This is a genomic window from Moorena sp. SIO3E8, from assembly GCF_010692445.1.
GTDB lineage: Bacteria > Cyanobacteriota > Cyanobacteriia > Cyanobacteriales > Coleofasciculaceae > Moorena > Moorena bouillonii.
Window position 1 is genome coordinate 1 of the sequence record NZ_JAAHHM010000299.1, and the last position, 2,700, is coordinate 2,700.

Annotated in this window: 4 protein-coding genes; 3 read left to right on the forward strand and 1 reads right to left on the reverse strand. The window is 38.9% G+C overall.

From position 1 onward, the window contains the following. Positions 1 to 232 precede the first annotated feature (232 nt). On the forward strand, positions 233 to 562 hold the full coding sequence (locus F6K46_RS39195; protein WP_293068737.1) for a thioesterase domain-containing protein: 330 nt from the start codon (positions 233 to 235) through the stop codon (positions 560 to 562). A gap of 168 nt (positions 563 to 730) precedes the next feature. Here the strand turns inward: F6K46_RS39195 and F6K46_RS39200 are convergent, their stop codons facing one another. Further along, positions 731 to 1,009: a hypothetical protein gene (locus tag F6K46_RS39200; protein WP_293068730.1), complete on the reverse strand. Its 279-nt coding sequence runs from the start codon at positions 1,007 to 1,009 to the stop codon at positions 731 to 733. A gap of 120 nt (positions 1,010 to 1,129) precedes the next feature. On the opposite strand from F6K46_RS39200, the gene F6K46_RS39205 reads away from it, so the two are divergent. Continuing rightward, a complete protein-coding gene (locus F6K46_RS39205) occupies positions 1,130 to 2,263 on the forward strand; it encodes a TauD/TfdA family dioxygenase (protein ID WP_293118120.1) in 1,134 nt (377 codons plus the stop codon). A gap of 32 nt (positions 2,264 to 2,295) precedes the next feature. Next, positions 2,296 to 2,619, forward strand: a complete 324-nt coding sequence (locus tag F6K46_RS39210; protein ID WP_293068735.1) for a class I SAM-dependent methyltransferase — start codon at positions 2,296 to 2,298, stop codon at positions 2,617 to 2,619. Positions 2,620 to 2,700 lie beyond the last annotated feature (81 nt).

The following is a 2,700-nucleotide window of genomic DNA, read 5'->3' on the forward strand; positions in this document are numbered from 1 at the left end:
CTTTGTATCTTGATGGTATTCCTTTAATGAAACGACTCTTTCAAGCTTGTTGCTCTACTAATGCTCCTCCTACTCTTGCTATACCTGTCTAAACCTTATTCTTTGTCTTTTTAAAAGAGCCGCACCCAATGTATTTCTGTTGAGTAATACCTAGGCGAATGCCCAAATCTAAAAAACATACCCTTGAAAGGAGTTATATCCACCCTTTTATTCATTACCAGATGCTGAATTCATTGAGACATTAACTAATATTTACCCTAATATTCCAGATGCTGTCCTCAAAGAAGAAGAACTCATGCGCTTGTTCTTACCAGTTTTGCGAGCAGACATGACGTTAGCCCAAACATATAGCCAGGAACAAGTAGAGACTCTCGATTGTCCCATTGTTGCTCTGGGTGGTATTGATGATGAGGAAGCTAGTTATGATCGTCTTATTACTTGGCGTGAGTATACCCATTCCTCATTTTCAGTTCAGACATTTCCAGGAGGACACTTCTATCTAAATGAAGATAGACAACCCTTGTTGCAGTTAATATCTCAAACGCTCAAAGCTATACACTAACTGGATGCATAAGCCAGAGAGTCACCTAACTTGCACTCAAAATTAAAATAATGATAATGATTCTTTGGCGTTGGTGATTGCGTAATGTTTTAGACAGAAGCAGGTATAGTTTTGAAATTTAGATAAAAGAGCAACAAGCGGATGGAATAGTTAAGCATATATACAGACTTATAGTAGGGTAAACGGATTTAATTTGGGATAAATGGTAACAGACAAAAATATGATTAACTCAATTTTTTTTAAAAACTCGAATAAATCCCATCCTAAAGCAATTTTTTTGTTCAAATTCACCGAATTTTCCGCTGAATTTGAATAATAATTAAAGGAAAATTTTCTCCTTCTGCCCTCTTCCCTGCTCCCTGCTCCCTGCTCCCTGCTCCCTGCTCCCTGCTCCCTGCTCCCTAAAACCTTAGGTGCGCTCTTACCATTAAGAATTAAATTCGCCACGGATCGCACCTCAAGAATTTGTACCTGACTGAATTGCAAACCGTTGTATGATAGTTTTTAATAATACCTAATATGCTTAGTACCACTCCCTCTAGCATTAATCTTCAAGACAGTTTTTTGGTGCTTGAAAACAAGCGTTTCCATTACATTTGGTTGCGTCATCATTGTTTATGTTCCCAGTGTTGCGATCCTTGGTCTGGGCAAAAAATTTATGACATTAGCGCCTGTACTGATTTGCCTAAACCACTATCTGCCACACTCAAAGGTGAAAACCTAATTATTGATTGGCAAGAAGACCCCCCCCACCAAAGTGTATTTCCAATTTCATGGCTACTAAAGCATGCCTATGACCCTGAACCTAATCCTAACTTTGAGCCAGAGTATATTTTGTGGGATACCGATTGGTTGAGGGCACATCCTCCACAACAGCATGATTTCAGCAACTGCAATCGAGAAACATGGATGAATCAGCTTTATGTCCTTGGATTTACCCTGATTAAAAATGTACCTCACGAGGCTCTTGAATCATTTCTTACACTAATTGGACCAATCCGTGAGTATGCCAGGGATGGTAAGTTCTCAATACTTAAATCTGTTCGTCCATCATCGGAGTATGCTTGCTCAGACTTGGGATCTTTATCTAATGAGTTAATACCCCACAATGACATAGTTTCGTGCGATGCATCTCCAATTGTTGGGGCACTTTATTGTGTTGAGAATACAACCAGTGGAGGTGAATCTATCCTGATTGATGGTTTTAAGATGGCAGAGGATCTGCGTCGAGAAGAGCCAGAGCATTTCTCAGCCTTGACGGAGATACTGGTGGATTATTGGCATTATTTTGATTGCGGGTCTTACTTAATGCGGAGCAAGAAGCCTCTCATTCAGTTAAATCGCCAGGATGAGGTAGTTAGCATTTACTACTCATACAAAAATATGAATATCAACTTGCCATTTGATCAGATTCAGCGCTTTTACGAGGCTTTGTCAGTTTTTATGGGCTATGTGAGAAGTCAAAAGTACCAATACAACTTCCGAATCCAGGCTGGAGATTGTTTGCTGTTTAACAACTCACGGATGCTTCATGGACGAAAATCTTTCGATCCTAGTACTGGATTTCGATATCTTGAAACTGCTGCCGTTGAATGGGATTATTTGAGGTCACTTCTAAATTTGAAATATCTCCAACATCCTGCCATTGAAGCATTATCTATCTTAAATACCCATAGATCGGGAGTGCAGTATAGTTATTAAATGTTTCATTTTAGTAAGGGTTGATAACAATCATGAATGTGTCAAATAAAGTTCAGTGGGTCTATAGTTCAAAAAATAATCACGAACTCAGTGATCGCTATAACCAATGGGCCAAGGATTACGAACGAGATTTAAATGAAACTTTTGGTCGTCTTAACCGCGAACCTATTGTCGATTTAACAATTAAGTACGTCCCTAGAAATGCTCAAATTTTAGATGTGGGAGCAGGTACGGGTGTAGTCGGTCAATGGCTGCAACAGGAAGGCTTTCACAACCTAGTAGGAATCGATATGTCTGAAGGGATGCTTACGGGTGCATCTCAGTTTTGCAAAAATACCAAAATCATGATATCATGATATTATTAATGATAAATAGTTTCTAATAATTACTAAAACTCATGAACTTGAGTCCGGAAGAAAAGCAAGAGCTAAAAGAAC